The 23,577-nt window shown below is 59.7% G+C and carries 22 protein-coding genes; 16 read left to right on the top strand and 6 right to left on the bottom strand.

What is annotated here, in order from left to right; genetic code table 11:
- Positions 1–15: 15 nt before the first annotated feature.
- The 4 genes from AC4LE2_RS12630 (at position 16) to AC4LE2_RS12615 (ending at position 4,389) form a co-directional block, all read left to right on the top strand.
- Positions 16–699: a response regulator gene (locus AC4LE2_RS12630; protein WP_491826090.1), complete on the top strand. Its 684-nt coding sequence runs from the start codon at positions 16–18 to the stop codon at positions 697–699.
- Positions 696–2,036, top strand: coding sequence for an ATP-binding protein (locus AC4LE2_RS12625; protein ID WP_491826089.1), 1,341 nt, complete (start codon positions 696–698; stop codon positions 2,034–2,036). Before AC4LE2_RS12630 ends, AC4LE2_RS12625 begins: the two co-directional genes overlap by 4 nt.
- Before the next feature lie 182 nt (positions 2,037–2,218).
- A complete protein-coding gene (locus AC4LE2_RS12620) occupies positions 2,219–2,959 on the top strand; it encodes a gamma-glutamyl-gamma-aminobutyrate hydrolase family protein (RefSeq protein ID WP_491826088.1) in 741 nt (246 codons plus the stop codon).
- A gap of 137 nt (positions 2,960–3,096) precedes the next feature.
- The gene (locus AC4LE2_RS12615; protein ID WP_491826087.1) at positions 3,097–4,389 is read left to right on the top strand and encodes an MFS transporter; all 1,293 of its coding nucleotides are present in this window, start codon (positions 3,097–3,099) and stop codon (positions 4,387–4,389) included.
- Positions 4,390–4,407: 18 nt separating this feature from the next.
- On the opposite strand, the gene AC4LE2_RS12610 is transcribed toward AC4LE2_RS12615, so the two are convergent.
- A complete protein-coding gene (locus AC4LE2_RS12610) occupies positions 4,408–5,337 on the bottom strand; it encodes a DUF1853 family protein (RefSeq protein WP_491826086.1) in 930 nt (309 codons plus the stop codon).
- Positions 5,338–5,475: 138 nt separating this feature from the next.
- On the opposite strand from AC4LE2_RS12610, the gene AC4LE2_RS12605 reads away from it, so the two are divergent.
- The 6 genes from AC4LE2_RS12605 to pepN are packed head-to-tail and all read left to right on the top strand — an operon-like array spanning position 5,476 to position 12,002.
- Complete coding sequence (locus AC4LE2_RS12605; RefSeq protein ID WP_491826085.1) at positions 5,476–6,366, top strand: NAD(+) kinase; 891 nt, start codon at positions 5,476–5,478, stop codon at positions 6,364–6,366.
- The gene (locus tag AC4LE2_RS12600) at positions 6,366–7,337 is read left to right on the top strand and encodes a metallophosphoesterase (protein ID WP_491826084.1); all 972 of its coding nucleotides are present in this window, start codon (positions 6,366–6,368) and stop codon (positions 7,335–7,337) included. Before AC4LE2_RS12605 ends, AC4LE2_RS12600 begins: the two co-directional genes overlap by 1 nt.
- Positions 7,334–8,209: a rhomboid family intramembrane serine protease gene (locus AC4LE2_RS12595; RefSeq protein ID WP_491826083.1), complete on the top strand. Its 876-nt coding sequence runs from the start codon at positions 7,334–7,336 to the stop codon at positions 8,207–8,209. The genes AC4LE2_RS12600 and AC4LE2_RS12595 overlap by 4 nt, the downstream gene beginning before the upstream one ends.
- A 36-nt stretch (positions 8,210–8,245) precedes the next feature.
- A complete protein-coding gene (locus AC4LE2_RS12590; RefSeq protein ID WP_491826082.1) occupies positions 8,246–8,506 on the top strand; it encodes a YeaC family protein in 261 nt (86 codons plus the stop codon).
- Entirely contained in the window at positions 8,503–9,333 is an 831-nt protein-coding gene (locus tag AC4LE2_RS12585) for a DUF2797 domain-containing protein (protein ID WP_491826081.1), read from the top strand. Before AC4LE2_RS12590 ends, AC4LE2_RS12585 begins: the two co-directional genes overlap by 4 nt.
- Before the next feature lie 11 nt (positions 9,334–9,344).
- Positions 9,345–12,002, top strand: coding sequence for an aminopeptidase N (gene pepN, locus AC4LE2_RS12580; RefSeq protein WP_491826080.1), 2,658 nt, complete (start codon positions 9,345–9,347; stop codon positions 12,000–12,002).
- 98 nt (positions 12,003–12,100) lie between these two features.
- Here pepN and AC4LE2_RS12575 read toward each other — a convergent pair whose 3' ends face one another.
- From AC4LE2_RS12575 to AC4LE2_RS12560, 4 genes are all read right to left on the bottom strand, one after another.
- On the bottom strand, positions 12,101–12,823 hold the full coding sequence (locus AC4LE2_RS12575; RefSeq protein WP_491828125.1) for a FadR/GntR family transcriptional regulator: 723 nt from the start codon (positions 12,821–12,823) through the stop codon (positions 12,101–12,103).
- A gap of 129 nt (positions 12,824–12,952) precedes the next feature.
- Positions 12,953–13,675 (bottom strand): hypothetical protein, encoded by a 723-nt coding sequence (locus AC4LE2_RS12570; protein ID WP_491826079.1) that lies wholly within the window; start codon positions 13,673–13,675, stop codon positions 12,953–12,955.
- Between the two features lie 133 nt (positions 13,676–13,808).
- Complete coding sequence (locus AC4LE2_RS12565) at positions 13,809–14,546, bottom strand: hypothetical protein (protein WP_491826078.1); 738 nt, start codon at positions 14,544–14,546, stop codon at positions 13,809–13,811.
- Between the two features lie 51 nt (positions 14,547–14,597).
- Positions 14,598–15,347, bottom strand: coding sequence for a hypothetical protein (locus AC4LE2_RS12560; RefSeq protein WP_491826077.1), 750 nt, complete (start codon positions 15,345–15,347; stop codon positions 14,598–14,600).
- Between the two features lie 305 nt (positions 15,348–15,652).
- Here AC4LE2_RS12560 and AC4LE2_RS12555 point away from each other — a divergent pair, with 305 nt between their 5' ends.
- Together AC4LE2_RS12555 and AC4LE2_RS12550 are read left to right on the top strand one after the other, a co-directional pair.
- Positions 15,653–16,669, top strand: a complete 1,017-nt coding sequence (locus tag AC4LE2_RS12555) for an IS30 family transposase (RefSeq protein WP_491823487.1) — start codon at positions 15,653–15,655, stop codon at positions 16,667–16,669.
- A 169-nt stretch (positions 16,670–16,838) separates the two neighbouring features.
- Positions 16,839–17,681: a hypothetical protein gene (locus AC4LE2_RS12550; RefSeq protein WP_491826076.1), complete on the top strand. Its 843-nt coding sequence runs from the start codon at positions 16,839–16,841 to the stop codon at positions 17,679–17,681.
- A 61-nt stretch (positions 17,682–17,742) separates the two neighbouring features.
- Here AC4LE2_RS12550 and AC4LE2_RS12545 read toward each other — a convergent pair whose 3' ends face one another.
- Positions 17,743–19,482 (bottom strand): IlvD/Edd family dehydratase, encoded by a 1,740-nt coding sequence (locus AC4LE2_RS12545; protein WP_491826075.1) that lies wholly within the window; start codon positions 19,480–19,482, stop codon positions 17,743–17,745.
- Positions 19,483–19,675: 193 nt separating this feature from the next.
- Between AC4LE2_RS12545 and AC4LE2_RS12540 the strand changes: the two genes are divergently transcribed.
- From AC4LE2_RS12540 to AC4LE2_RS12525, 4 genes are all read left to right on the top strand, one after another.
- Positions 19,676–20,986, top strand: coding sequence for an MFS transporter (locus AC4LE2_RS12540; protein WP_491826074.1), 1,311 nt, complete (start codon positions 19,676–19,678; stop codon positions 20,984–20,986).
- A 22-nt stretch (positions 20,987–21,008) separates the two neighbouring features.
- Positions 21,009–21,998 carry an AraD1 family protein gene (gene araD1 / locus AC4LE2_RS12535; protein WP_491826073.1) on the top strand — a complete coding sequence of 330 codons (990 nt, stop codon included), beginning with the start codon at positions 21,009–21,011 and terminating at the stop codon, positions 21,996–21,998.
- A gap of 49 nt (positions 21,999–22,047) precedes the next feature.
- Entirely contained in the window at positions 22,048–22,329 is a 282-nt protein-coding gene (locus tag AC4LE2_RS12530) for a DUF5629 family protein (protein WP_491826072.1), read from the top strand.
- Between the two features lie 65 nt (positions 22,330–22,394).
- Positions 22,395–23,552 (top strand): lactonase family protein, encoded by a 1,158-nt coding sequence (locus AC4LE2_RS12525; RefSeq protein ID WP_491826071.1) that lies wholly within the window; start codon positions 22,395–22,397, stop codon positions 23,550–23,552.
- Positions 23,553–23,577: the final 25 nt, after the last annotated feature.

Here is a 23,577-nt window from a genome sequence, read left to right as displayed (position 1 = left end):
CAACAGGTTACTGCCATGCACGTATTGCTTTGTGAAGACCACGACCTTATCGCCAGCGGCATCGTTGCCGGCTTGGCCGCCCAGGGCGCGGTGGTGGACCGGGTCGGTACCGCCAGCGCCGCTGAAGGGTTGCTCAGCGTGGCCCATTTCGACGTGATGATCCTGGACCTCGGCCTGCCCGATGAAGACGGCCTCAAGCTGTTAACGCGCCTTCGACACCAGGGCCTGACCTTGCCGGTGCTGGTGTTGACCGCGCGCGATGCCGTCACGGACCGCGTGACCGGCCTTGAAGCAGGCGCTGATGATTACCTCCTCAAGCCCTTCGACCTGCGCGAGCTCAATGCGCGCCTGCACACGTTATTGCGGCGCATGGCCGGCCGCACCCTCAACCGTATCGAGCATGGCCCGTTGTGCCACGACCCCGGCACCCGCGAAACCTGGCTGCACGGGCAGCCGGTCGACCTGTCACGGCGCGAGCAGGCCCTGCTTCATGCCCTGCTTCAGCATCGCGGCCGGGTGCTGAGTGCCGAGCAGCTCAAGGACAGCCTGTATGGCTTTAACGATGAGGTCGAAAGCAACGCGTTGAACGTTCACATTCACTACCTGCGGCGCAAGTTGGGTAATGGGATCGTCGAAACCGTACGCGGCTTGGGGTATCGCCTGGGCCCGGCGGGCACTGCAGGGCGGGAGCAGCCATGAGCTTGCGGTTACGGCTGATGCTGATCCTGGGTATTGCCTTCCTGGTGATTTGGGCGCTGGCAGCAGCCTGGATGTTTCGTGACTTGCGTGGGCAGATGATGTTTTCCCTGGACCAACGCCTGGTGGCCTCTGCGCGCATGGTGGCAGGGCTGGTTCAACAATTGCCTCAGCCCTTGGCGAGCGCGGCGCCGGGCGCCGCTATCACGGCCGACCAAGGCAGCCTTCCCGATGGCATGGCGTGCAAGGTCAGCTCCTTGCGTGGCGAGATCCTTGCGACCAGTCAGCAAGGCGTGGAAGCCGCCTTGGGTGAAGAGGGCATGGGCTTTCACGACAAATTGATCGATGGCGAGCACTGGCGCAGTTTTACCCTCAGCCACGGCGACGTACGTATCACCACGGCCGACCGTCAACAGGAGCGCGAAGCCTTGAACCGGTCGGTGGTGCTGGCCGCGTCGGTGCCCGTGTTCATGGCATTACTCGGCAGCCTAGGCGTGCTGTGGCTTGGGGTTGGGCAAGGCCTGGCGCCCCTCAACCGTATTCGCGATGCCCTGACCCAGCGCCGCGCCGATTCGCTTGAGCCTCTGTGCAGCCGTCGCTTGCCAGCAGAGCTTCGGCCGTTGGTACACACCCAGAACCAACTGTTCGCCCGTATTGGTCAGGCCATGGAGCGTGAACGCCGCCTGACCGACGACGCTGCCCATGAGCTGCGCAGCCCGCTCACGGCGATTAAAACGCACCTGCAGGTGGCCCAACTCACCCATGGAGCTGCGCAGGACGCGGCACTTGCCCAGGCGGAGGAGGGCGCTGACCGCCTGCACCGCACCCTGGAGCAATTGTTGCTGCTGGCGCGGGTAGAGGGCCGCCTGGCGTTCGAGGACAGCGACCTTAGCCCCGTCGCTGACGTGGCCCGTTTGGCCATCAATGACACCCGGGCCCAGGCGACGCACCCTATACAGGCGGTGTTACAAGAGGGCAGTGCCCAGGTTGCCTTGGCCGTCCCCTTCACGCTGGCGGTGGTAGCCTTGCGTAACCTGCTGGAAAATGCGGTGCGCCATGGCGGCAGCGCAGGGGCGGTGCAGTTAGAGGTGCTGCGTGACGGTGAGCAGGCGGTGTTCAGGGTCCGCGACCAGGGGCCGGGCTTGGGGCCTGATGAATTGGCACACCTCACCGAGCGGTTCTGGCGCTCCTCGCGTAGCCAGGGTTGCGGGTTGGGGTTGGCAATTGTGGACGCCATTGTGCAGCGCTGCCACGGGCAATTGCGGTTCTACCCGCTGCCTCAAGGGTTGCTGGTGGAGCTGCGCTTGCCCTTGGCGCCCGAGCCACCCCAGGCCGTTTGAAACTTCCGGTGGGTACGTTGCCGCCAGCTTGGGGGATCGTCTAGTATGTTTGACACTGATCTCCCCTCACGGATGAACTGGCCTTCAATCAAGGCTGCTGCTCTGTGTTGTGATTGAAATGTTTTACAACAGACCTTCCCTGGCGGTGCTTCGTGAACAGCGTAACTTCAAAAAGCCGGTCTATGCCGGTCGTCCTGATGACCATGGGCGTGCAAGAGCGCAAAGGCCACCTGTACCAGGTCATGACCCATAAATACATCACGCCCTTAGTGGAGATTGCCGGCTGCGTGCCGGTGCTGGTGCCCACCTGCTGCGGCATAGGCGCGCTGGACGCGTACCTGGACATGGCCGACGGCGTTTATCTGACAGGCGCCGGTTCGAACATCGACCCGGCACTGTACGGCCAAGAAAACCTTACCCCTGAAAAACCCCAGGATCCCGAGCGTGACCGGTTCGACCTGGCGCTGATCCATGGCGCACTTGCCCGTGGCTTGCCGCTCTTTGCCATCTGTCGGGGTATGCAAGAGGTGAACGTGGCCTTGGGCGGCGACATTCACCAAAAGCTGTATGCCTTACCCGGTGTTGAGGACCACCGAGAAAACCCTGAGGCCCCGGTTGCGCAGCAATATGCTGATAGCCATGGGGTAAACCTTGAGCCTGATAGCTGGCTGACCCAGGTGCTGGGGCGCGAGAGCATTCGTGTGAATTCGCTGCATGGCCAAGGCATCGACCGCCTGGCCGCAGGCCTTGAGGTGTTGGGGAGGGCGCCTGATGGCGTGATCGAAGCGTTTCACGCGCCAACGCTTTCACCCTTCCTGGTGGGCGTGCAATGGCATCCTGAATGGCAGGCGTCACAGAACCCGGTGTCGGTGCAGTTGTTCGACGCCTTCGGGGAAGCCTGCCGCCAGTTCAAAGCAGGCTAGCCTTTGCCTGTTAGCAGGCATTGATTTCCCGGCTCGGGCCGTTGCGCGCCCTAGGGTTTGCTATCCTGCGCGCGTCCATGGCGCCCCGGCGCCGTTCGAGAACCGCCACAGGGACGTGGCATAGGTACTAGAGCCTTATGACTGTCCACACCAACCCACCCACCTTACTCTCCCGCGCAGACCACAAAACCCTTGGCCTGGCGGCCTTGGGTGGGGCGCTGGAAATCTACGACTTCATTATTTTCGTCTTCTTCACCACCCTGCTGGCGGACCTGTTCTTTCCGCCTGACATGCCTAAATCCCTCAGCCTGCTACAGAGCTTCGGTATCTTCGTGACCGGCTACCTGGCGCGCCCATTGGGCGGTTTGGTAATGGCTCACTACGCCGACCGGCTGGGGCGCAAGCGGGTGTTCAGCCTCAGCATCCTGATGATGGCGCTGCCCTGCCTGGTGATTGGGGTAATGCCCGTGTATGCCGACATTGGCTATTTCGCCCCTGCGATCTTGCTGGTGTTGCGGGTATTGCAGGGCGCAGCCGTGGGGGGCGAGGTGCCCAGCGCCTGGGTATTCGTGGCTGAACACGTGCCCAAAGCGCGGCGTGGCTACGCGCTGGGGTTCCTTCAGGCAGGCCTGACATTTGGCTACCTGCTGGGCGCGCTGATTGCCACCGCGCTGGCCAAGGCGCTGACGCCCGAACAAATGCTGGACTTCGGCTGGCGGCTGCCGTTCTTGCTGGGCGGGGTATTTGGCTTGCTAGGGGTATGGCTGCGCCGTTGGCTTAGCGAAACGCCCGTGTTCCTGGCGATGCGCGAGCGTCGTGAGGCCAGCGCTGCCTTGCCCTTGGCTGAGGTGATGCGGGCTCACCGTAAGGCTTTATTGCCTGCGGTCTTGTTAACGTGCGTGCTGACCACCGCCGTGGTGGTGCTGGTGGTGCTCACGCCCACCCTGATGCAACAGCGCTTTGGGCTGCCTGCCGCGGACACCTTTGCGCTCAGTAGCATCGGCATCGTGTTCCTCAACCTGGGCTGCGTGCTGGCAGGCCTGCTCAGTGACCGTATCGGGCCGTGGCGGGCGCTGGGGGTGTACAGCCTGTTGCTGCCGCTGGGTACGTTGATGCTGTATGGCAGCCTTATGCTGCACACCACAAGTGTGGGCCTGGCCTATGCCGTCGCCGGCCTATGCAGCGGCGTGGTGGGCGTTGTGCCCTCGGTCATGGTAGGGCTGTTCCCGCCGGCCGTGCGGGTGTCAGGCATTTCCCTCACCTATAACCTGGCCTATGCGCTGTGGGCGGGGCTCACGCCCCTGGGGTTGCTGGCGCTGAGTGCGTGGACGCCGTGGGTATTGGCGGGCTATAGCCTGCTCATGGGCATGGTAGGCGTGGCCTGTTACCTGGCCTGGCGGCCGTCGCGACCTGCTGCCCGGCCTGCGTGACCCTCGTAGTGTGCAGCGCTACCCAGGCCAACCATCACGCACCAGGAATAACCGCTGCGCCTCTACGGCCCATTCACCTTGAGGCACCATGCGTACCAGCAGCTGCGCCGGCGCGTCGGGTGCGAGCGCCGTGAGCCACTCATCCAACGCGTGTAACGGCCAGAGTTCTCGGGTTGCGCAGCGTGCCGGGGCCAACCACTGGGCGCGCGGCAAGGGTTGCCAGTAGCCCCGCGCATTCGCCGCCAAAGCCGGCCATTGGCAGCGGTGCAGCCAGTCGCCGCGCAAGTGATCGGGGTGGGCGCCTGCCGGTGCCTCGCCGTGGGCGTGCCAGGGATAGAACAGGTACCCGCCTAGCCATAGCCACGGCTGAGGGGGCGGCAAGCCGAGGCTCTGTAGCCGCTGGCGGGCGGCGGGTTGCGTTGAAAGCGGTAGCTGGTGGGCCGCCAGGTGCAGTAGCTTTCTGTCCAGGCGGTCGTCCCGGCTGGGCCCCAGCCAATCGGACGTGCTCTCGCCGCTGGCATCGTCCCGGCCTAGGTAAAACTTTACTGCAAGCTCTACGTGGTGAACGCCGTCGCGGTCACGCAGCAGCACGTCGATCTCGCCCAAGGTAGTGCCGTTTTCCCGCACGGGCAGGTTCGCGGCCACCAATTCCACGCCAGGCGCCTGACGCAATGCGAACTGCCATAGCCGCTCGTAATACAGGCCTAAACGGCGGGTCGAACTCATACTCAGCCATTCACTCAAAAGGCTATCGTCGGCATCGAGCCCGTGCAGCCATTGCTCCATCAGCCCAGGCGTCGCTGCCCAGTCGCTTCCTTGCAGGGGGTGCCGTTGTGCCCAGGGCGCCTGGCTGAGCATGGCAGGGGCCGTGAGTACCCAGGCGAGGTCACGGACTGCCGGGCGGCGCAGGCGGGTGGGAAGGGTGCTGAGGCAAGAAAATGGATTCATCGGTGGAGCATAGCGGGTTATAGGTGATTGATGAACGCATAACAGGTGAGGGCCGCAGCCTATACGGTATGGCATTTTGTATGCCCGCCGCTTTGCCGCATAATCGAGGCCCCGCCTCATACAACCCCTGGGAGCCCCATGGAGCAGTTTCGTAATATCGGTATCATCGGCCGCCTCGGTAGCACGCAGGTGTTGGACACTATCCGCCGGCTGAAGAAGTTTCTGGTAGAGCGGCACTTGCACGTGATTCTCGAAGACACCATCGCCGAGGTGCTTCCAGGCCACGGTCTGCAAACCTCCACCCGCAAGCTATTAGGCGAGGTATGCGACCTGGTGATCGTGGTGGGAGGCGACGGCAGCCTATTGGGCGCGGCCCGGGCATTGGCTCGGCACCACACGCCGGTGCTTGGCGTTAATCGGGGCAGCCTGGGCTTTTTGACAGACATCAAACCCGACGAGCTGGAAACCAAGGTCGGCGAGGTGCTGGCCGGCCATTACCTGGTTGAAAGCCGCTTCCTGCTTGAAGCCGAGGTGCGCCGTCATGGCGAGGCGATCGGCCAGGGCGATGCCCTGAACGACGTGGTGCTTCACCCTGGCAAGTCTACGCGCATGATCGAGTTCGAGATTTATATCGACGGGCAGTTCGTGTGCAGCCAGAAGGCAGACGGCCTGATCGTGGCCACGCCCACCGGCTCTACCGCCTATGCGTTATCGGCAGGTGGGCCCATCATGCACCCCAAGCTCGACGCCATTGTAATCGTGCCCATGTACCCCCATACCTTGAGCGGTCGCCCTATCGTGGTAGACGGTAACAGTGAGCTCAAAATCGTAGTAGCCAAAGACATGACGATCTATCCGCAGGTGTCTTGCGATGGTCAAAACCACTTCACCTGCGCGCCGGGCGACACCATTACCGTGAAGAAGAAACCCCAGAAGCTGCGACTGATTCACCCCCTTGACCACAATTACTATGAAGTCTGCCGCACCAAGCTTGGCTGGGGCAGCAAGCTGGGCGGCGGAGGCGAGTGATGCTGGACCCCTCCAGGCGGTATGACCTGATTGGCGACGTGCACGGTTGCGCCCATACCCTTGAACAGTTGCTCGACACCCTAGGCTACAAACAGCGGGGCGGCATCTGGCAGCACCCCTCGCGGCAGGCGGTGTTCCTGGGCGATATCATCGACCGGGGGCCGGGCATCAGGGAAACCCTGCACATCGTGCATGACATGGTGGAGGCCGGCCATGCCGGGTGCATCATGGGCAATCACGAATTCAATGCCCTGGGCTGGGTCACGCCAGGGCTGCCGGGCAGTGGCCAGGATTTCGTTCGCCAGCATACGCCGCGTCACCGTCGGCTGATTCAGGCCACCCTGGACCAGTTCGCCCAGCATCCGGCGGACTGGGAAGATTTTCTCAGCTGGTTCTACGAGTTGCCGCTGTTCGTGGACGCTGGGCGCTTTCGTCTTGTCCATGCCTGTTGGGACAACCGCGTGATCGACCCGCTGCGCCAGCTGTTCCCCGATGGCCGGGTGGACTCGCATTTCATACAGGCGTCCAGCGTGCCACGTAGTTTCGCGGCCAATGTGTTTGACCGCTTGCTGCGGGGTACCGACATGCGCCTGCCCGGTGGCCTGGCCATTACCGGCGGTGACGGGCTGAGCAGGGCCTCCTTTCGGACCAAATTCTGGGAAGACGACCCGCAGACCTACGGCGATGTTGTATTCCAGCCAGATGCCTTGCCTGACGACGTGGCCAGTACGCCTCTAAGCCCCCATGAAAAACAATCCTTGCTGCGGTATGGCACCGATGAGCCATTGCTGTTCGTTGGCCATTACTGGCGCAGCGGCCACCCGGCACCGATACGGCCAAACCTCGCTTGCCTGGATTACAGCGCCGTGCTCTATGGCAAGTTGGTCGCGTACCGGCTTGACGATGAAACCATACTAGACCCCGCCAAGTTCGTATGGGTGGACGTTACCCGGCCGGAGCCTTCCCGTTGAAACCCATCCCTGCTTTACGCTTGCCCGTCTCACTCGACCTCAGGGGCTTTGTTCGCCTGCTGCAACGCCTTCAGGTCCCTTACCGGGTAACGGAGGAGGGGCCTGAGCAGGTGGTGTGGGTCCCCACCCTGGACATGGCTGAGCGCGTCAGCGAGTTGTATGACCGCTACCCCGACGGCGACAGTGCGCCTATTACCGCCGGGCCTGCGGCCTTGCCGGGGCCAGGGCGTGCCACACGCTTCTGGCAGCAGGTGCGCACCAGCCCGGTCACCATGGCGGTGCTACTGCTCTGCGTACTGGTAGGTGCCATCAGCTTGCTGGGTGACAACCTTGAGCCTTTGCACTGGCTTACGTTCGTGGACTTTCACCAAGAGGGCGACTACGCCTGGTTCAAGCCCTGGATCGAAACCCTCGAAGCAGGGCAATGGTGGCGCCTGGTTACCCCCATGTTCATACACTTCGGCCTTCTTCACCTGGCCATGAATGGCTTGTGGTACTGGGAGCTGGGGCGGCGCATCGAATGGCGCCAGGGCCGCTGGGGCCTGGCCGGCCTCACGCTGCTGTTCGCCGCTACCTCCAACCTCACCCAGTACCTGTGGAGTGGGCCCGCGCTGTTCGGTGGCCTGTCCGGGGTGCTGTATGGGCTGCTGGGGCACCTGTGGCTGTTTAATTGGCTGGCGCCGACGCCGCTCTATCACATGCCCAAAGGGGTATTGATCATGATGCTGGTATGGCTGGGCCTGTGCCTGTTGGGCGCTGCCAGCCTGCTGGGCTTTGGCGAAATCGCCAACGGCGCCCATGTGGGCGGGTTGTTGGTCGGTTGCGTCACGGGCCTGTTGGGCGGAACGCTTGCCCGCCGTAAAATAGCCTGACCTTCGCTTGTTTCTTTACGACACTCGGACGCCTCAATGACTACCTTCAGCGACATGATCGAAAACCTTACGCCGGACATCTACGAAAGCCTCAAGCTCGCCGTAGAAATCGGCAAATGGCCCGATGGGCGCAAGCTTACCCAGGAGCAGAAAGAGCTGTCCTTGCAGGCCGTCATCGCCTGGGAGTCGCAGCATCTGCCTGAAGACCAGCGCACCGGTTACATGGGCCCCCAGGAATGCAGCTCCAAGGCAGCGCCGGTGGCCAATATCGTGTTCAAGTCGGACGCTATCCATTGACTGAACTGGTTCGTGGTTCCGTCAGCAAGATGGCCATACGCATGGAGGGCCACGTGGCCTCCTACGATTTGCGGGTAGGCGATACCCGTGTGCCACTCAACCCCCTGGTGGGTCAGCACCTGAAATTGCAGTACTTGGGTGCCATTTATTGCACCGCGTGCGGCAAGCGCACCAAGAGTAGCTATAGCCAGGGTTACTGCTACCCTTGCATGACGCGCCTGGCTGCCTGTGACCTGTGCATCATGAGCCCGGAGCGTTGCCATTACGATCAGGGCACGTGCCGTGAGCCTACATGGGGCGAGCAATTTTGCATGACCGATCACATCGTGTACCTCGCTAACAGCTCAGGCATCAAGGTGGGCATCACACGCTCCACCCAGTTGCCTACTCGATGGCTTGACCAAGGTGCTATCCAGGGGTTACCGATTCTGCGCGTGTACACGCGGCAGCAATCGGGGCTGGTGGAAGACCTGTTCCGCTCCCAGGTGGCCGACCGGACCAACTGGCGTGCCTTGCTCAAAGGCGCAGCCAATGAAGTTGACCTGATTGGCGTGCGCGAGCAGCTATTCGACAGCTGCGCCGCAGGCCTCACCATGCTTCAAGACCGCTTCGGGTTGCAGGCTATTCAGCCGCTACCGGATGCCGAGGTGATGCGCATCGAGTACCCCGTGCAGGCTTACCCTACCAAGATCACCAGCTTCAACCTGGACAAGGACCCGATCGCCGAAGGCACACTCATGGGCATCAAGGGTCAATACCTCATATTCGACACCGGCGTGATCAACATTCGCAAATACACGGCCTATCAGCTCGCCGTGCACCAGTAGAAGGAAAGGCCATGCGCACCGAACAGCCCAAAACGATCTACCTGAAAGATTACCGGGCCCCCGACTACCTGATCGACGAGACCCACCTGACCTTCGAACTGCATGAAGACCACACGCTGGTCCATGCGCAGTTGGTCATGCGCCGCAACCCTGCGGCCGGGGAAGGGCTGCCGCCGCTGGTACTCGATGGCCAGGAGCTGGAACTGCTGTCGCTCAAGCTCGATGACCAGGACCTGAACGCCGACACCTATACCCTGGATGACATGCACCTGACCCTGCAGCCCACAGCAGCGAGCTTTGTGGTGGACACCAGCGCGCGCATTCATCCGGAAACCAACACGGCCCTGGAGGGCCTGTACAAGTCCGGCAAGATGTTTTGTACCCAGTGCGAGGCTGAGGGCTTTCGCAAGATCACCTGGTATCTGGACCGCCCGGACGTAATGAGCCGGTTCACCACCAGCCTGAGTGCAGACAAGCAGCGTTACCCGATCCTGTTGTCCAACGGCAACCCGGTTGCCAGCGGCGAGGGTGAAGACGGCCGCCACTGGGCGACCTGGGAAGACCCCTTCATGAAGCCGGCGTACCTGTTTGCGTTGGTAGCCGGGGACCTGTGGTGCATCGAGGATATCTTTACGCGGGCTTCGGGCCGCGATGTCACCCTGCGCATTTATGTCGAGCCTGAGAATATCGACAAGTGCCAGCACGCCATGACCAGCCTTAAAAAGTCCATGCGTTGGGACGAAGAGGTGTACGGGCGCGAGTATGACCTCGACATCTTCATGATCGTGGCGGTCAACGACTTCAACATGGGGGCCATGGAAAACAAAGGCCTGAACATCTTCAACTCCAGCTGCGTGCTGGCCAAGGCCGAGACGGCGACCGACGCCGCTCACCAGCGCGTGGAAGCGGTGGTGGCCCACGAATACTTCCACAACTGGACAGGCAACCGAGTGACCTGCCGCGACTGGTTCCAGTTGTCCTTGAAGGAAGGCTTCACGGTGTTCCGCGATGCGGAGTTTTCGGCCGACATGAATTCGGCCACGGTCAAGCGTGTAGAAGACGTGGCCTACCTGCGCACGCACCAGTTTGCCGAAGACGCCGGCCCCATGGCACACCCGGTACGGCCGTCCAGCTTCATGGAAATCTCCAACTTCTACACCCTGACGGTGTACGAAAAAGGCTCTGAGGTGGTGCGCATGTTGCGCACGCTGTTCGGGCCTGCAGGTTTCCGAAAAGGCAGTGACCTGTTCTTCGAGCGCCATGACGGCCAGGCCGTGACCTGTGATGACTTCGTCAAGGCGATGGAAGATGCCAACGGCGCCGACCTGACCCAGTTCAAGCGCTGGTACAGCCAGGCGGGCACGCCACGTTTGGCCGTTGCGCAGACCTTCGACGCCGCTGCCCGTACTTACAGCCTGACCTTCCGTCAACACTGCCCGGCGACCCCGGAAAGCGCAGAAAAACTTCCGTTCGTTATCCCGGTAGAGCTGGGGCTGCTCGACAGCCAGGGCCAGGACATTCCCTTGCAGTTGCAGGGTGAGGCCGCCCCTGGCGCCACTACGCGTGTGCTGTCAGTTACCGAGGAGGAGCAGACATTTACCTTCACCGGCATTGAGCAGCAGCCGCTGCCGTCGTTGCTGCGTGGCTTCAGCGCCCCGGTCAAGTTGCAGTTCCCGTACAACCGTGACCAGCTGATGTTCCTCATGCAGCACGACAGTGACGGCTTCAATCGCTGGGACGCAGGCCAGCAGCTGTCGGTACAGGTGCTGCAAGAGCTGATCGGTCAGCACCAGGCGGGCAAGGCATTAACCTTGGAGCCTCGACTGATCGAAGCCTTCCGCACCCTGCTCACCGACACCCAGCTGGATCAGGCCATGGTAGCCGAGATGCTCTCGCTGCCCGGTGAGGCCTACCTGATGGAGCTCAGCGACGTTGCCGATGTGGACGCTATCCACGCCGCTCGCGAGTTTGCCCGCACACAGATCGCAGAGACGCTGTTCGATGCCTTGTGGCAGCGCTACCGCGAGAACCGCGAGGTGTCTCGTGCAACGGCCTATGAAGCCAGCGCCGAACACTTTGCACGGCGCAGCCTGCAAAATATTGCCTTGTCTTACCTGATGCTCACGGGGCGGCATGAGGTGTTAGCGGCTGCGCTGGAGCAGTTCGAGCACTGTGACAACATGACCGAGCGCCTGACCGCCTTGGCCGTGCTGGTGAACTCACCCTTCGAGGCTGAGAAAGCCAAGGCCCTGGAAAGCTTCGCGGAACACTTCAAAGACAACCCTCTGGTGATGGACCAGTGGTTCAGCGTGCAGGCGGGCAGCACTTTGCCCGGCGGTTTAGCGCGCGTGAAGGCCTTGATGGAGCATCCGGCGTTCAGCCTGCGCAACCCCAACAAGGTGCGCGCGTTGATCGGGGCCTTTGCAGGGCAGAACCACGTGAACTTCCATGCGCCGGACGGCAGTGGCTATCGCTTCCTGGCCGACCTGGTGATTCAGCTCAATGCCCTTAACCCACAAATCGCCGCGCGCCAGCTCACCCCGCTGACCCGTTGGCGCAAGTTGGGCGGTGCGCGCCAGGCCTTGATGAAAGGTGAGCTCGAACGCATCAAGGCCAGCGGTTCGCTGTCCAGTGACGTGTTCGAGGTGGTGAGCAAGAGCCTGGCGTAACCCCTGTTTCGCCAACTGGAATTGGCTCCTGCGTTTACTCTGTGGCAGCCAACGCCAGTTGGCGAAACTGTCCGGCAGGGCGAGTTGCTTAACTTGGCTTACAGCCCCAACTGTTGCCCCAGCACCACGCTTAGTGCGTTACGGGCGTCGTCCAGTTGCACGAGGGCGGCGTGGCGGGCGGCGAGGGGGTCGCCGCTTTCGATGGCGGTCAGGATCGCCCGGTGCCGTGGCATGGCGAACTCATGCAAGTTAGGGCGTTGATTGGAATGCCGCAATGCCTCGCGCATGGCCATGGTTAGCATGTTGCACAGGTGCGCCAGCAAATCGTTATGGGTGGCATCGGCAATGCGTCGATGAAAATCCAGATCGGGCTGCAACAAGGCCTCTGGCGTGGCGGCCTGCTCCATACGGTCATAGGCCTCACCGATGGAGGCGACATCCTCTGGCGTCGCGTGTTGTGCAGCCAGTGCGGCGGCGGCAGGCTCTATGATGGAGCGCACGCTGGTGAGCAGCGCGAAGAATTCGTTCTGTGGTGTGGTTTGCATCACCCAATGCAACACATCGGGGTCGAGCAAATGCCACTCCCGACGCGCTTTCACCACCGTGCCCACGCGCGGCCTCGAATACACCAAGCCCTTGGCCACCAGTACCCGCGTTGCCTCACGCAGCACCGGCCGGCTGACCGCATACTCTTCACACAACGACGCTTCGGGTGGAAGCTTTTGATCGGGCGGAAAGCGGCCAGACACAATGTGCATGCCCAACTCCTGGACGATACGGGCGTGCATGCTCTTGCGTTCAGAGGGTTTGCGGTAATCCATGGGGCGGGGCGATACCTGCGCTGGCGGAGCGGGCATGATAGCGCAAAGCAGGGGGGATGCCGACGGGCAAATTAACAAGTCGCATAAGGAACGCGCACAGTTTGGCTATAGAGGCTTTCATAACCTAGGTTAATCCTTATTCGGCAAGTCAGATGCATCCAAGTATTTATTTAGATCAAGCCCATAACCTGAAATATTGACTTTCTTACCAAATAGGGGGTCAAAGTAAATTGGCCGTCCTTGGTCATCTGGCGTCTGAAGTACAGTGTGCAGAACAAAGTTAAAACTATCGCCTTTTGAGCGGCCAGGTATCATTGACTTCTCATCTATTTCAAATTTGAAATTTCCTTTGAGTTGCTTGAGTTGTATGTCTCTATGACCTGCCGTCCATGCTAAAAATGCATAAAGCTTACAAATTGATTCGCAGTCTCCTTCTTTATGTGTTGCAAGCTCATATACGTTACGAAGTGCTTTAGAGTCGTAGCGAATTAGTGTGTAGTTCTGGATATTTTCAGAGATCTTGCTAAATAATTGAGCTGCCGGCTGTTTGAAATGTATGCCTTCCAAAAGCTTATCGGCGATCAAGCTAAGATTCTTGGCGTCTTGCATCTGCTGGTTCAGATCTCTATGGTACTCAGATGGCTCAAAGCGCTTTTTTTCCGTTAAGCTTTTGAGACGTTTGTTAACCATTTCATGTAGCGCTAGTACAGGGGTTGGTACAGGTAAAGGACGGTCTTGAGCAGAAAGCCTTATGATAGCAGGTGGCATGTTTTCCAGTTCTTGATCAGTCTGAACTGATGTCGTGGGGCACAACGGTAAGCATCGGCTCAAAATTCTAATAATATTTGCCATTAATTTTCTCGTATTGTACTTAAGGGGCTCTGATAAATTCTATGCGTCAATACTCCGAGGTATGAGTGGTCTAACACCCATAAAGGGTTCCTTTCGGGGGCGGAAAATTTATTATAGTTGCAAGACCAGCAGTCTAACCGCCCCAGCAAAACCTATAAATAGTGTTTTCAGCCCATTCGGAAACATCTTCGTAGCGGGTAAATAAACCGAAGTGCCCAATAAAGTGATCAAAGCACAGCAGTGCAGTTTTACCGTTTTCGTCTATTTCGCAAATTACGGCATAGGCAGTATTTTTATCTCTGCCAAGAAATCTATAACGTAGGTTATCGCAATGGGCCAGGGGTATATCGAAACCTGAGCGTTCAATGTCTGATTTCAGCATCGTTAACACTGGCCGCCGTTTACCGGGCCCTACCTCTGGTAGGGCCCAATCGCTCAGTGGGTCCGCGCTAGTGTGATAATTCTGCTTGTTGTACACCAGCACCCCTCCACACCCATGAAGAATGCTGTCACCTATCCACTCAGGGGCTGCCCCATACGTCCTGCGCGAATGACCGAAATACTGGCCTGTTACATCCCAACAGAAGAACCCCCGTTCGTTCTCATAGCTAGTTTTACATAGTGCGCCGTAGCCTACACTCTGCCCTGATGAGTCGGCCAGTTGATAAATGGTTTCGCAACTCCGCTTGAGCCCCCGCATACGTGTGAACTCTTCTTTTGAGCTTAATAGGGCTAATGCCTCTGGCCTTTGAGCCTCTGTAAGTTCTTCTAGGGTATAGCCGACCTGCGGGTAGAAAGGCTCCTCATCAGATAACCAGGCTAAGGCTAAAGGCGAGAAAAGCGTAGGTAGGATAGATAAGAGTATTTTCATGGGAAACGTTTATTGAGTTTAGTGTTAGTACCGGGTGCGATGAGCGGTTGGTTATTCGCCCCAACAAAACCTGTAAATAGTAAGCTCGGTCCACCTGGAGGTGTCTCTATGACGCGTAAATAGGCCAAAGCGCCCTTCTGGATTGCCAAAGCAGAAGACTGCCTTGTTTTGGGCGCGGTCGATTTCGCAGGTGGCTCCATAATAATCGCTTCCTTCTCGGCCAAGGCTTACTACGCGAAAATCTTCGCAATCCGGGTCTATCTCAAAGCCTAATTCTTTAAGATCGTAATGCAGTAGTGTTCTAACAGGGCGCGTTTCCCCCCACCCAACGTCAGGCAGCTCTAAGCCGTCGGGGGTATCGACCAACTCGATGTCGTTTTCGGGACCCCTGTAATCAGGGGTAGGTACCTCCACTCCGCCACAGCCATGAAGGATGCTGTTACCTATCCATCCGGGATCTGCACCCTCTCGTTTTTGTGCATAGCCGAAGTACTGGCCCTTTGCATTCCAGCAGAAGAAGCCTTTTGCGTGTTCCTTGCGGGCGCTGCAAATAGCGCCATAACCCACGCTTTGATCTGTTGGGTGAGTTAAGTGGTAAAGGGTTTCACAACGCTCAGTGAGCCCCTGTATGCGTTGAAATTCTCTAATCGAGCCTAAAACCTCTAGCGCCTCTGACCTGCTAGCGCCGGTTACTTCTTCCAGGTTGTAGTTGAGCGTTTCATAAAATACTGGCTCTTCGCCTTCGTTCGCGAGGGCTGATGTCGAAAAGATAGCAGCGAAGAGGTACGAGCGGTTTTTCATAAGTGAGCTTTAGGTGAGTGGTGGTAAAGATTTAAGCACAGCGAACCCATTTCCTAAAGCGATCAGATCCAGCGTTTTTGAGACACTATGTGTATCTAGGTGGAAGCAAGTAGCCAGCGTGGGGATGTAGAGGAACTGGTTCAGCCTGACTGGTAGCGCTTTAGGCATACAGGCTAGTGGTGAGCAAACTAATCCGTTTGTTCATAACTATTAGGAAATTTACACATGGAAGGCAGGATCGAAGAAAACGCAGGATAGCGGCAAAAACTGAGTGCAACACCTGACCTTTCCGGTACGGTATGCCTATGTCCTATCAAGAGCTCAACATCGAAGAACGCGTGACCATCCAAATAGGCACTCTTCAGGGCCTGAGCCTGAGGGCCATTGCCAGGATGCTCGACCGAAGCCCTTCGACCATCAGCCGCGAAGTGCGCCGCAACAGTCTGACCGCTCATCGCTATTCAGCCAGCCAAGCCCAGCAACACATGCGCTCTCGCCGCCAGGTCTGCCGCCCTGCGCTAAAGCTGGTCCCAGGCAGCGACCTGTTCGATCTTGTGGTCTATCTGTTGCGACAACGCTTTTCCCCACAGCAAATTGCAGGCAAGCTCAGGTCCATGGAATTTCCTAACTTTGAAGACACCTTCGTCTGTCGCGAGACCATCTACAACGCCATCTATGCGCTGCCAGTGGGCGAGCTTCGCAAGGAACTGATCATCTGCCTTCGCCAAGGCAACACCACCAGGCGCCCACGGTCTGGCGGTGTTGACCGGCGCGGTCAAATCCCTGATCTGGTCAGCATTCACGTACGACCGCCAGAGGTAGAGGATCGGCAAATGCCGGGCCATTGGGAAGGCGATCTCATAAAGGGCAAGGCCAATGCATCGGCTGTCGGGACCCTGGTGGAGCGAAGTACAGGCTATCTGATGCTGGTCAGGATGAACGATGCGACGGCCACCTCGGCTGTTGAGGGCTTTAGTGCGGCATTGAATCGTATGCCACTGGCGGCGCGTAAAACGCTGACGTATGACAGGGGTCGTGAAATGGCGCGGCACGCTGAAATCACCCAGCGCACTGGCGTGGCGATCTACTTCTGCGACCCGCACAGCCCTTGGCAGCGGGGCAGCAACGAAAACATTAACGGATTGATCCGCCAGTATTTGCCTAAGGGAGCCGATCTGTCAGGTGTAAGTCAGGAGCAACTGGATGCCATTGCGTACCAGTTGAACATCCGTCCGCGTCAGCGATTTGATTACAAATGCCCCATTGAAATGATGACGGCTATGATGGCTAAGCATCACCAGCCCCCCTCCTTAACTCAATAGCTGTGTTGCACTCAGCCTTGGCAACCGCCCAGTTAAAAAAAGTAAGGCGCCCACCCCTAAATTCTTTAGAGAGTATATAAGGCTAGCGGTAAAGAGCGGGGAGGTAGCGCGTACCAACCCTTACAAGTCAAGCATATCAACTGGGGGAAGTGGTTTGGCGTTTGGGGCGATGCAAAATGACACCGCCACAAGTACCAGTAACACAACAGCGCAAGAGTATTTTAGAAAAATACTCGATGCAGACGTAGCCGCGAAACACTTGAGCGAGGCCAATGCGGATACCATTTATAAAGCGGCACTAAATAGCCCAAGGTCACTTAGCAAAGCGGATAGAAAGCGCGTAGACGCCGCTTTGATGCGAAACAAGGCGCTAGTGGATGAGATAGACACCAAGCAGTTAGATAATAAGATCATGCCGGAGGTTGAACTGGCCTTGAAAGCGGCAGAAAAGAACCCCAACGGGCCGGGCGAGCTGAACAGGGAAAACCCTAACCTTGGCTTTATTGCAGAGTTGGCGATGTGGTCGAATCGAAGTGGGGGGTTGATAGCAACCAGCGTATATCTTGAGAAAATGTCGAACATCAACCGTGTGGATTGGGAGCAGGGTTACCTTCGCCAGCAGGAACAGTTCACAAGAAAGAAACACCCGGAAAGAAAGAAAGAAAGCTTTCCCGGTTGGCTGAAAAAAGTAGACCGAGCCATCCAAGACGCCGAGCAGGGCACACGCCCTCGTACAGAACCCAAACCTGGGGCCCAGCCTACACCGGAGCAAGCAGGTGCCATGCACCCCTATGGCGGCAAGAGCGGGCGCAGCGGCGTGGTTGCCTACCTTATCGAGGGTGACAGCATCACCCTGCGCTTCGTCGACCGGCCAACCCTCTACCTATATGACGCCCACCGCCCAGGCGTCGCGGCCGTGCAGGAGATGCAGCGCCTGGCTAAGCGCGGCACGGGTTTGACCACTTACATCAACCAGCACGTGCGCAAGAACTACGCACAGAAAATCGGCTGACCTGGCGGCTCTGTCTCCACGCCGTTGCCGAGGTGGTTAAGGCTCGGCAACACGTGATGCCTCAATGCGAATGCCGCGGCACCTCTGACCCCCGGCACCCCACCAAAAAGTCAAAGTCACACCCCTGGTCAGCCTGCATCACGTGCTCGATGTACAGCTGGCGGTAGCCCCCAGGAATGAGATTACTTTTCTCCGGCTGCCAGTCGGCAAGGCGTGCTTGCAGCTCTTCATCGCTGATGTCCAGGTGCAGGCGGCCGGTGGCGCAGTCCAGTTCAATGAAGTCGCCTTCCTGCACGGCCGCCAAGGGGCCGCCCGCAGCGGCTTCAGGCGCTACATGCAGTACCACGGTGCCGTAGGCCGTGCCGCTCATGCGGGCGTCAGAAATGCGCACCATGTCCGTCACGCCTTGGGCCAGCAACTTTGCTGGCAGGCCCATGTTGCCCACCTCGGCCATGCCAGGGTAGCCCTTGGGGCCGCAGTTCTTCATCACCAGGATGGAGCTGGCATCTACGTCCAGGTCGGGGTCGTTGATACGTGCCTTGTAGGCTTCGAAGTTTTCGAACACTACCGCTCGCCCACGGTGCTGCATCAAGGCCGGGGTGGCGGCGGAAGGCTTAAGCACGGCGCCGAGCGGGGCCAGATTACCGCGCAGCACGCAGATACCGCCGTCGGCCACCAGCGGATTATCTATGGCACGGATCACCTCATCCTTGCCATAGATGGGGGCGTTCTTGACGTTGTCCCACAGGCTCTTGCCATTGACGGTCAATGCCTCGGGGTTGGGCAGCAGGTTGTGCTCGCCCAACCGGCGCAGCACGGCGGGCAGGCCGCCGGCGTAATAAAACTCTTCCATCAGGAAACGCCCCGAAGGCTGGAGGTCGACCAGCGTAGGGGTGCCACGGCCGACACGGGTCCAGTCGTCCAGGTCAAGGGGTACACCCATGCGCCCGGCAATGGCCTTGAGGTGAATCACCGCGTTGGTGGAGCCGCCGATGGCCGCGTTCACCCGGATGGCGTTCTCGAAGGCTTCGCGGGTCAGCACCTTAGACAGGCGCAGGTCTTCCTTGACCATCTCCACCGCACGCATGCCCGACATGTGCGCCAGCACGTAGCGACGCGAGTCCACCGCAGGAATCGCGGCGTTATGGGGCAGTGACACGCCCAGGGATTCAGCCATGCACGCCATGGTAGAGGCAGTGCCCATCGTGTTGCAGGTGCCTGCCGAGCGGGACATGCCGGCTTCGGCGGAGAGGAACTCATCCAGGCCGATCAAGCCGCCTTTATAGGCCTCGTGCATCTGCCACACGATGGTCCCGGCGCCAATGTCGCGGCCATTATGTTTGCCGTTGAGCATAGGCCCGCCGGTGACCACGATGGCCGGTATGTCGCAGCTGGCTGCGCCCATCAGCAGGGCAGGAGTCGTTTTATCGCAGCCTGTCAGCAGTACGACGCCATCTACCGGGTTGCCGCGAATGGCTTCTTCCACGTCCATGCTGGCCAGGTTGCGGGTCAGCATCGCGGTGGGGCGCAAGTTGGACTCACCGTTGGAAAACACCGGGAATTCCACTGGAAAGCCGCCCGCTTCCAATACCCCGCGCTTTACGTGCTCGGCGATCTGGCGAAAGTGTGCGTTGCATGGGGTGAGTTCGGACCAGGTGTTGCAAATGCCGATGATGGGCTTGCCATGGAACTGATGGTCAGCAATGCCTTGGTTTTTCATCCAGCTGCGGTACATGAAGCCGTTTTTATCGTTGGTGCCGAACCATTGGGCCGAACGCAGAAGGGGTTTTTTATCAGACATGACAGGCTCTCTTATTGTAAGACTAATAGCGGCGCATTCCCTTAAAATAGGCGGATCTTCGCAATATTGGAAGGCCTTGTTGCTTAAATAGTATTACTATATAGTCGCTTTAACCCTGAGCGGTACAGGCTTATTGCCTGCTAGGCCGCATTCCAGACAGGTCAATAAAAACAACACGCTGGAGACCCTCACCATGAGCCAGGAACTTGGGCTTATTCGGCGCATCACCTATAAGCTGATCCCCTTTCTTATCCTGCTGTACTTGGTGGCCTACGTAGACCGCTCGGCGGTAGGTTTCGCCAAGCTGCACATGGGCGCTGACATCGGCATTGGCGACGCCGCCTACGGGATGGGTGCGGGGCTGTTTTTCATTGGTTATTTCCTCTTGGAAATCCCCAGCAACCTGATGCTGGAGCGCTTTGGCGCGCGGCGATGGTTCGCCCGCATCATGCTGACCTGGGGCGGCATTACCATCGGTATGGCGTTTGTCCAGGGGCCCTATAGCTTCTATGTGATGCGCTTTCTGCTCGGCGCGGCGGAGGCAGGGTTCTTCCCGGGCGTGCTCTACTACATCACCCAGTGGTTCCCGGTGCGTCATCGCGGGAAAATCCTCGGGCTATTCATCCTCTCTCAACCTATTGCCATGATGATTACCGGCCCTGTGTCCGGCGGCTTGCTGGGCCTGGAAGGGGTACTCGGCCTGCATGGTTGGCAGTGGCTGTTCATCGTGATAGGAGCCCCGGCGATGCTGCTCACCTGGCCGGTACTGCGGTGGCTGCCTGATGGCCCTCGGCAGGTAAGCTGGCTGAGCGACGCGGAAAAAACCTGGCTGATTGGCGAGCTGGAACAAGACGCGCGCGCTTACGGGCAAACCCGTCATGGCAACCCGCTCAAGGCGCTGAAGGATGGCCGCGTGCTGTTGCTGGCCGTGTTCTACCTGCCCGTGACCTTGAGCGTCTATGGCCTGGGCTTGTGGCTGCCTACCCTCATCAAGCAGTTCGGCGGTAGCGACCTCACCACCGGCTTCGTGTCCGCAGTGCCTTACGTGTTCGGCATTCTGGGGCTGTTGATCGTGCCGCGCAGTTCGGACCACTTCAACGACCGTTACGGTCATCTAACGGTGCTGTATGTGCTGGGGGCAGCAGGGTTGTTTGGCGCTGCCTGGTTCGCCGCACCGATGCTGCAACTGGCTGCCCTGTGCGTGGTGGCCTTTGCGCTGTTCTCCTGCACGGCGGTGTTCTGGACGCTGCCAGGGCGATTCTTCGCCGGGGCCAGTGCCGCAGCCGGTATTGCCCTGATTAACTCGGTGGGCAACCTGGGCGGTTACCTGGGCCCGTTCGTGGTGGGTGCTTTGAAGCAATCCACCGGGCAATTGTCCAGCGGGCTGTACTTCCTCACCGGCGTCATGCTGTTCGGCCTGGTGCTAACCCTGATCGTGTACCGGGTACTAGAACGGCGCCATGTGCTGCCTGCCCAGGCCTTCGCAGCCAGCGCGCGTTCCTGACCCTTTTAGAGAGAGGCTATTTATGCGTTTAGTACAACTGCACACCCCCGACGGCCAGCGTCAGGTAGGCCTGGTGGGCGGTGATGAGGTACAGGTGCTGGCTGAGGTGGCCAGCACCCGGGAACTGGCCCTGCAGGCGATTGCCGAGGGCCGCGACCTGGCCAGCCACGCCCAGCACTGCACCCATGGTGAGCGCTTGAGCTACCGCCAACTGCTCGAAGAGCAGCGCATTCTATCCCCGCTGGACCACCCGGACCCGGCCCACGTGGTGGTGACCGGCACAGGGCTGACTCACCTGGGCAGCGCCGCCACCCGCGACAAGATGCACCAGCAGGCCCACGACGACGCCGTGACCGACAGCATGAAAATGTTCAGGTGGGGCGTGGAGGGCGGCAAGCCACCGGCGGGTCAACCGGGCGTGCAGCCAGAATGGTTTTATAAGGGCGACGGCAGCATCGTGGTACGCCCCGGTGATGATTTCCCCTTACCGCCCTTTGCCGAGGATGCGGGTGAAGAGCCTGAGTTGGCCGGCCTGTACGTGATCGGGCCGGACCGTCGCCCGTACCGCTTGGGGTACGCCCTGGGCAATGAATTCTCTGATCACGTCATGGAGCGCAAGAATTACCTGTACCTGGCGCATTCCAAGCTGCGCCCTTGTGCCTTCGGCCCTGAGCTGCGGACAGGGGCGCTGCCTGAGCATTTGGCCGGGACCAGCCGTATTTACCGCAATGGCGAGGTGCTGTGGGAAAAGGAATTTCTGAGCGGCGCCGCCAATATGTGCCACAGCTTCGAGAACCTGGAATACCACCACTTCAAATATGCGCAGTTCTTGCGGCCAGGGGATGTGCACGTGCATTTCTTCGGCACCGCCACGTTGTCCTTTGCCGACGGCATTCAGGCGCGCCCTGGCGACCGCTTCGAAGTCAGCCTGCACGCCTTTGGCGAGCCTCTGGTCAATGGTATCCGCCCTGCGCAGGCGGTGTTTGAGCCCGGTAGCGTCGGGGTGTTATGAGACGCGCCTGAGGGTACAATGGGCGCCTTTTTGACCGGAGGCACTCGCTATGACCAACGCCCTTGTTCAGGCCCTTGAGACCACCGACATGGTGATGATCGACGACCTGTACGCCTTTGAGTTTGACCTGGACGAGGAGGGTGCGCTGGTCATCCTGTGCATGGATGGCCGCGATGAGCGGCGCTGGGTGTTCACCTCCGAGCAGGTCGCGGCTGCAACGCAAGTTTCACCGGACGGCCTTTGGAAAATACAGGCACCCGGTGCCGACCATCAGCTACGCTTGCTCGAAGCCTTCGCCGCTGAAGACGAAGACGAGGACGGCCCTGCCTGATGCGGTAAGGGGGCATACACTTCAACTTTTCTGCGCGGCCACGGTCTTCACCCTGGAGATTATTAATGCTGCGAGTTCTGATGTCTTTGACCCTTGCCGGCGCCGCCACCCTCGGCTCCACCCATGCTGTTGCAACCACCTACGACCTGTTGGTCGGCACCTACACCCAAGGCACGAGCGAAGGCCTGTACCGGCTGCGGTTCGACAGCCAGACCGGGCAGATCGCAAGCGCACCCGCGCAGGTGCTCAAGGCCCATAACCCGTCTTGGCTCACCCTGAGCAACGACCAGACGCGCGTGTTCGTTGTAAACGAAAACGGCCCTGGCCAAACAGACACCGTGGGCCGCGTGAGCGCGTACCGGGTAGACCCTACCTCACACGAGTTGACCTTGATCAATCAGGTTGAAACTCATGGCGATGAACCTACCCATTCCAGCCTGAGCGAAGACGAGCGCTTCCTGTTCGTGGCCAACTATGCCGTTCAGCCTAACCCCGGCGGCAACCTGGCGGTGCTGCCGGTGAATGAAGACGGCAGCCTGGGTGAGCGCGTTCAGGTGTTCAGTAATGCCCCGAGCAAGGTGAATGCCGAACGCCAGGCCAGCAGCCATGTGCATTCAGTGGTGAGTGACAAAGGCTATGTGTACGCCAGCGACCTGGGCGCCGATAAAGTAGCGATTTACCGCTATCAGCCTCAGGCAGAGCTGCCTCTGCATCCGGCCAGCCCCGCCGAGCTGAAAATGCCCCCCGGCAGCGGCCCACGGCACCTGCTGTTCGACGCCACCGGCACCCATGCCTGGCTCACCCTTGAAATGCCCGCCCAGATCGCCAGCCTGAGCGCGCACGCCGGGAAGCTGACCCGCACGCAGCTTCAAGACCTAGTGCCTGGCCAAGCGCCAGCGATGGGGGCGGGGGGCGGGCTGCACCTCTCGGCCGATGGCCGTTTTCTGTATGTAAGCAATCGCGGCAAGGTCAATGAACTGGTGGTCTATGCCGTGAACCAAGAGGGCGGCCTCAAGCCGCTGCAACGGCGTTCGGTGGATGGCGATCACCCCCGTGAATTCACCCTGGACCCGAGCGGCCGCTATGTGTTGATCGCGAACCAGAAGAGCAACGAGATCGTGGTGATCGAGCGCGACCCTCACACTGGCCTGCTTAATCGCACCGTGCAGCGGTTCAAGCAAGACGCGCCGTCGGACCTCAAGTTTTTAGCGCCGGTGCGCTAGCCCTGCAAGCGTTAGGCTCTGTACG

The sequence above is a fragment of the Pseudomonas sp. 9.3L genome (assembly GCF_058536285.1).
The sequence above is the reverse complement of the archived record's forward strand: the minus strand, read 5'-3'. Positions and strand labels throughout refer to the sequence as shown.